Annotated in this window: 6 protein-coding genes; 2 read left to right on the top strand and 4 right to left on the bottom strand. The window is 60.7% G+C overall.

The window, feature by feature from the left end; translation table 11 throughout:
* The 4 genes from B3V69_RS09275 to B3V69_RS09260 all read right to left on the bottom strand — a co-directional run.
* Positions 1-477 (bottom strand): enoyl-CoA hydratase-related protein (locus B3V69_RS09275; RefSeq protein ID WP_296445869.1); only part of this gene is annotated, 477 nt, incomplete at its 3' end.
* Positions 478-613: 136 nt separating this feature from the next.
* Positions 614-2,431, bottom strand: a complete 1,818-nt coding sequence (locus B3V69_RS09270) for a M61 family metallopeptidase (RefSeq protein ID WP_296445867.1) — start codon at positions 2,429-2,431, stop codon at positions 614-616.
* The gene (locus tag B3V69_RS09265) at positions 2,431-3,144 is read right to left on the bottom strand and encodes a DsbC family protein (RefSeq protein ID WP_296445900.1); all 714 of its coding nucleotides are present in this window, start codon (positions 3,142-3,144) and stop codon (positions 2,431-2,433) included. Before B3V69_RS09265 ends, B3V69_RS09270 begins: the two co-directional genes overlap by 1 nt.
* A 35-nt stretch (positions 3,145-3,179) precedes the next feature.
* Entirely contained in the window at positions 3,180-4,307 is a 1,128-nt protein-coding gene (locus B3V69_RS09260) for an FAD-dependent monooxygenase (protein ID WP_296445865.1), read from the bottom strand.
* A gap of 99 nt (positions 4,308-4,406) precedes the next feature.
* On the opposite strand from B3V69_RS09260, the gene B3V69_RS09255 reads away from it, so the two are divergent.
* Positions 4,407-5,276 carry an MOSC domain-containing protein gene (locus B3V69_RS09255; protein ID WP_296445898.1) on the top strand — a complete coding sequence of 290 codons (870 nt, stop codon included), beginning with the start codon at positions 4,407-4,409 and terminating at the stop codon, positions 5,274-5,276.
* 114 nt (positions 5,277-5,390) lie between these two features.
* Positions 5,391-6,482, top strand: a complete 1,092-nt coding sequence (ychF, locus tag B3V69_RS09250; RefSeq protein ID WP_296445863.1) for a redox-regulated ATPase YchF — start codon at positions 5,391-5,393, stop codon at positions 6,480-6,482.
* Positions 6,483-6,518: the final 36 nt, after the last annotated feature.

Raw genomic sequence — 6,518 nt, 5'->3', positions numbered from 1 at the left:
GTCCATGGCCTTGGCCTTGCCCACTGCGCGCGGCAGCCTCTGCGTGCCGCCGGCACCGGGGATGATGCCCAGCTTGATTTCGGGTTGCCCGAATCTGGCGTTGTCGGCGGCGATGATGAAGTCGCACATCATCGCCAGTTCACAGCCGCCGCCCAAGGCAAAGCCGCTGACCGCCGCAATGACGGGCTTGCGGATTGAGCGAATCTGTTCCCAGTTGCGTGTGATGTAGTTGCCTTTGTACGCGTCGGCAAAGGTGAAGTTGGCCATGGCGCCAATGTCGGCCCCGGCGGCAAACGCCTTTTCGCTGCCGGTAATGATCATGCAGCCAATGGCAGGGTTGGCATCAAAGGCTTTGAGGGCGGCACCCAGCTCGTCCATCAACTGGTCGTTCAGCGCATTGAGTTGCTTGGGGCGGTTCAGTGTGACCACGCCGACTTTATCGGCTTCGATGCGGACCGTGATCAGTTCGTAATTCATGGGGTTCTCCGGATTTTTGCTAGAGAGCCACTATACCCAAGGGAAATCGTGGCGGGGGAGATGGCAAATTGCAGCGCTAACCAAGGCATTCGTCGCCACCCGTCACCTTTTGCGTGACAGCAGCGCGCGCCGCAGTTCAAGGGGCGCTGAGCCACTGGTCAAGCAGTTTGCTGTCACGCGCCACCAGCCGCCAGGTGGTGACCGACTTGGGCAGCGTCAGTGACAGTTTCAACAGGCGTTTGTCGCGAGCCACCAGCGCGCCAATCTTTGTGGCCGGTCCCGCATAAAGCAGTAGATCGTCCAGCTTGGTCAGACGCCAACTGGAGGCCGTCTTGCCGGTGCCGGTCTCCAGGCCCAGCCATTCGTCTCCCGCCGCGAAACCGGCGCGTTCGGCAGCACCGCCGCGCAAAACAATTTTGATCTGAATCCCAGCGCTCTCGGCCACGCGCACACCCAAGCGCTGGGCGAGCTGGGCCGGTTCTTCCAGCACCGCGATGCCTTGCCCCTCCAGCAGCGGCTTGAGCGGCAGGTGGGTGGTACTGTGAACCCAGCGCGCTAACTCCTTGGCAAAAGACCGACCAGAGAGTTCCGCCAGCACGGTGGACAAGTCGCTCTCAGTCATCGGCCCGCCCTGGCAACGCAGCCACAGGGCACGCATCACCGCGTCGAGCGTGGTCCGTCCTTCCTGGCGCAGCGTCAGGTCGAGGCACAGGGCGACCAGGGCGCCCTTGGTGTAGTAACTGACGGTGGCATTGGGCGTGTTTTCGTCCGGCCGGTAGTACTTCACCCAGGCGTCGAAGCTGGCTTGTGCCACGGTCTGCACCTCACGCCCGGGTGTCTGCAGCACCTGGTTGATGGTTTTGGTGAGCAGTTTCAGGTAGGTGGTGTCATCAATCAGTCCGCTGCGTCGCAGCAGCAGGTCGTCGTAATAGCTGGTAAAGCCTTCAAAGAACCAGAGCAGTTGCGTGTAGTTTTCACTGGCGTAGTCGTAACGGGCAAACTCGGCCGGACGCAGCCGCTTGACGTTCCAGGTATGAAAATACTCGTGGCTGATGAGGCCCAGCAGCGTGGTGTAGCCCTCGTTTTGTCGGGTTTTTGTCTCTGTCGACTTACCGGTACTGGGTGCGAGCGCCGGGTTGCCGAGGCGCGGCAGATCTTTGCGGGTGCAGATCAGCGCGGTCGAGTTGCGGTGCTCGAGGCCGCCATAGCCGTCGTCCACGGCGTTGAGCATGAAGAGATAGGTCATGTGGGGTGGCCTGACGCGTGAGCGGGCATCGGTCTTGGCACCATGCCAAAAATTGATTTCAGCTTCGCAAATCAATTTCGTGTCGGCCAGCAGCCGGGCGCCGTCAAAACTGGGGGGTGCACCCGTTACCACAAAACGGTGCGTTATGCCGCTCGCCACAAAAGAGCCACGCCAGAACTGGCCCATCTCCACAGGGCAATCCACCAGTTCATCGTAGTTGGCGGCGAGGTAAGTGCCAAAGCCGTTTTTCGTGGTTTTTTTTGGCGTCAATCCGGTCGCCACCTGCCAGCCGGAAACTGCCTTGTCCCCCACCAGCTCCAGCGCGTGGACAGACGCTTCCTGGCCTTCAACCTGCAGGAACATGCTGGTGCCGTTGAAGAAGCCGCGGGACGCGTCCAGCCAGGCGGTGCGTACCGAATTGTCAAAGGCGTAAATCTCGTAACTCAGGACCAGTGGCTGGTCGGTCGCGCAGGCGGCTTGCCAACTGCATTTGTCGGTCTGCGTCAGTTCAAGCGTTTTGCCGCCTTGATGCGCCCGCAGCCGCTGCAGATTCTTGGAAAACTCGCGCACCAGATAGCTGCCCGGAATCCAGACCGGCAGACTCACACGCTGCAAGGCGGCGGGCCGCGCGATGGTCAGTGTGACCTGAAACAGATGGGCCTGCAGGTCCTGCACCCGCACTGTGTAGCCGACCGCAGCGGCTGCCATCAGTTCTTGGCCGCTGTCAGATGTTTTTCAACTTCCGCCGTGCTAATCGCACCTGGCACTCGGGAGCCGTCGACAAAGATCAAGGTGGGGGTACCTGTAATCTTGTATTTGCGACCGATTTCGAGGTTGCGTGCGATGGCCGCGGTATCGCAAGTCGCCACGGCGGGCAACTGGTCACGCACCATCCAGTCTTGCCAGACTTTGCCTTTGTCTTTGGCACACCAGATGTGCTTGGATTTGTCGTTCGAGTCAGCGCTGAGAATGGGGTAGAGGAACATGTGAATCGTCACGTTGTCCACTTTTTGCAAGTCCTGTTCGAAGCGCTTGCAATAGCCACAGTTCGGGTCTTCAAAGACGGCCAGCTGGCGCTTGCCATTACCCCGCACGATGGTGAATGCGTCCTTGACCGGCAAGGCGTAGAAACTGATGGCGGTCAACTTGTCCACGCGCTCTTCGGTCAGGTTGCGGCGCTGTTGGGTGTCAATCAGATGGCCTTCAATCAAAAAATTTCCCTTGGCATCGGTGTAGAAGATTTCCGTGCCGTTGACGCGAACCTCAAACAGGCCCGGCATCGGGCTTTTGGTGACTTCGTCGATTTTTTGAAGTTGCGGAATCCGCTCGCTCAGATTTTTGCGAATGGTGGCCTCCTGGGCTGCGGCGTTCAAAGTCGCCGCCACCGCGGTGGCGAGCAACACCGTCTTCGTCAGTTTCATCATCATCATCATCTTCTTCTTCATCCATTCAATCATTAAAAACCCATGGCTTGCCGTGCAACCCATTGCTTGATCAGGCCACTGCGTTCAAACCCGTTCATGCCCCAGTTGCGCATCGCCTGCCAAGGCGCGCTACTCTGCGAAAACAACTGCTGCAGGCCATCCATCGTGGCGCCCATGGTCAGCACCTCCGCCTTGCGTGACCGTTCGTAGCGCCGCAGCAGCTTTTCATCCCCCACCGGACGCCAGTACTCGCGCTCGCGCAGAATCGCCGCCAGCGCCGCGACATCGCCCAGCCCCAAATTCAGGCCTTGCCCGGCCAGCGGATGCACATTGTGTGCGGCGTCGCCTGCCAAGGCCCAGGCCGTGCCCGCGTGGGTTCCTGCCCAACTGGCCGCATGCGCCATTTGCAGCGGCCACGCACCTCGCTTGCTGGTCAGGGTGAGTTTGCCCAGGCAACCCGCACTCGCAGCTTCCAGCTTTTCGCAAAACTCGGCGGGGCTGGTCTCCAGCAGAGATTGAGCCCGGCTCTCATCAACAGACCAGACAATAGCGACAGAGTTCCCTTGCGGCCCTCCCATCGGCAAAAAAGCCAGGATGTCGCCTTGCGAAAACCACTGGCGCGCGGTTTGGCCATGGGGACGTTCGCACGTCAGACGGGCTGCGATGGCTTTTTGGGCGTAGGGCGTGACATCAAAATCAATGCCGAACTCGGCGCGCGTGCTGCTGGCCTTGCCCTCGCAGATCACCGTCAAGGCGGCGGGTTGGGGGCTGTCCAGCAGTTCGATTTGTGGCTGAAAGCGCACTGCTTCGGCCAGCTGGGCTTCGAGCACCGGCACGTCGACGATCCAGGTCAAGCCGGGAACCTTGAGCTCGGTGGCGCAGAAGTTCACTTCGCCACCGTCGTCGCCCTTGACCTGCATGGCCAGGACTTCGGTCGCGTGCAGCACATCGGGCCAGCAGCGCAGCGACTCAAGCAAGGCGCGGGATTTGGCGTTCAGGGCATAGGCCCGCACGTCGCCAGTCTCCGGTGAAACAGCGCTGGCAGCCGGTGGCGCGGGCGACACCAGGCCAACGTGCAGGCGCTCGCGTGCCAGCAGCAGGGCCAGCGTGCGACCCACAATGCCGCTGCCGCGTATGCAAATATCAAAGGGTTGAGTCATGGCCGGGATTGTAGAAGGCAGGGCAAAATCCACTTTACTTACTTGTCTGGAGACCACGCCGTGAACGCAAGCCCCTTACCCGTTGGCGATGTCAGTGCCATGATCGCCCGTCTCTTCGTGTACCCGGTCAAGTCGTGTGCCGGGGTCGAGCTGCAGCAAGCGCTTCTGACGGAAACTGGTCTGGCGCTGGACCGCGCCTGGATGGTGGTCGATGCGAGGGGCGAATTCGTGACGCAACGCGAGCGCTCGCGTCTCGCGCTGGTGCGACCCCAGCTCAAAACCAAGGAACTGGTGCTGCGCGCGCCCGGCATGCTCGCCTTGCACATGGCGCTGGATGCCGTGGCGCAGCCGGCCATGGTCAAGGTCTGGGACGACGTGGTGCCCGCTTACGACATGGGGGACGTGGCGGCGCAGTGGTTCACGGATTTTCTTTCACTCTCTGAAGACGGCACACCGGCGCCGAATGCAGCGCGCTACCGGCTGGTGCGCTTTGATCCGCAGCACCGGCGTCTGTCCAGCTTGAAATGGACCGGCGGTGTGCAGGCGCTCAACCAGTTCAGCGACGGCTACCCCGTGTTGGTGATCAGCGAAGCCTCGCTGGCGTTCTTGAATGACAAGCTGATCGCCGCTGGCCACGGCGCGGTGGGCATCGAGCGTTTTCGACCCAATCTGGTCTTGTCGGGGCTGCAGGCGCACGACGAGGATCGGCTGGCGTTGATGCGCATTGACGCGGGCGAAGTACCCGTGCTGCTGAAGCCGGTCAAGCCTTGCCCGCGTTGCCCGATCCCGAATATCGATCCGGTGACGGCCTTGAGCAGCCCCGAAGTGAGCGACACCTTGCAGACGTACCGGCAGGATGCCCGCGTGGCAGGTGCGGTGACCTTTGGCATGAATGTGATTGTGGTGGGCGGTGTCGGCGCGGTTCTGCGCGTCGGGCAGGCGCTCTCGGCGGACTTTGATTTTGGCTGAATCCGGGGCAAACTGACGCATCGCATACACTCAGCGGCTTGTTTTTTAAGGTTTGCGGGACAGACCGTCGTTACGCGACGCGTCAGCGCTGTCCCCAACTGTCTAGGAATTTTCATGAGTTTGAAGTGTGGCATTGTGGGCTTGCCCAACGTCGGTAAATCGACTCTATTTAACGCCTTGACGAAGGCCGGCATCGCGGCCGAAAACTATCCTTTTTGCACCATCGAGCCCAATGTGGGCATCGTGGAAGTGCCGGACGCACGGCTCGATGCGCTCTCCGCCATCGTCAAGCCGCAAAAGGTGCAACGCGCGATCGTCGAGTTTGTGGACATTGCCGGCTTGGTGGCTGGCGCCAGCACCGGCGAGGGCCTGGGCAACAAGTTTTTGGCCCACATCCGCGAAACCGACGCCACCCTCAACGTGGTGCGCTGTTTTGAAGATGACAACGTGATCCACGTGGCCGGCAAGGTCGACCCGATCTCCGACATCGAAGTGATCCAGACCGAGTTGTGCCTGGCGGATCTGACGGCGGTTGAAAAGGCCTTGCATCGCGTCACCAAGACCGCGCGTTCGGGTGACAAGGAATCCATCAAGCTGGTGGCGATTCTGGAAAAATGCCAGGCCGCGCTGAACGAAGCGAAACCGGTGCGCACGCTGGACTTCAGCAAGGAAGAGCTGCCGCTGCTGACGCAGTTTTTTCTGATCACCGCCAAGCCCGCCATGTTCGTGGCCAACGTGGCCGAAGACGGCTTTGAGAACAACCCCTTCCTGGACCGCCTGACGGCCTACGCCGCCGCGCAGAACGCGCCGGTGGTGGCGATCTGCGCCAAGATGGAGGCCGAGATGGCCGACATGGAAGAGGACGATAAAAAGATGTTCCTCAGCGAGATTGGTCAAAGCGAACCCGGCCTGAACCGCCTGATCGTGGCCGCCTACAAGCTACTGGGTTTGCAAACCTACTTCACGGCCGGTGTCAAGGAAGTGCGGGCCTGGACCATCCACGTCGGGGATACCGGTCCGCAGGCGGCCGGCGTGATCCACACCGATTTTGAGAAGGGCTACATCCGTGCCCAGACCATCGCCTTTGACGACTTCATTACCTTCAAGGGTGAGCAGGGCGCCAAAGACGCTGGCAAGATGCGCAGCGAAGGCAAGGAATACGTCGTCAAGGACGGCGATGTGATGAACTTCCTGTTCAGCTCCTGATTTATAAGAAATAGGGCTGTAGCCCCCGTGGAATAT

Source organism: Rhodoferax sp. UBA5149 (assembly GCF_002413825.1).
Lineage (GTDB): Bacteria > Pseudomonadota > Gammaproteobacteria > Burkholderiales > Burkholderiaceae_C > Rhodoferax.
This window is presented reverse-complemented; position numbering and strand designations above follow the sequence as displayed.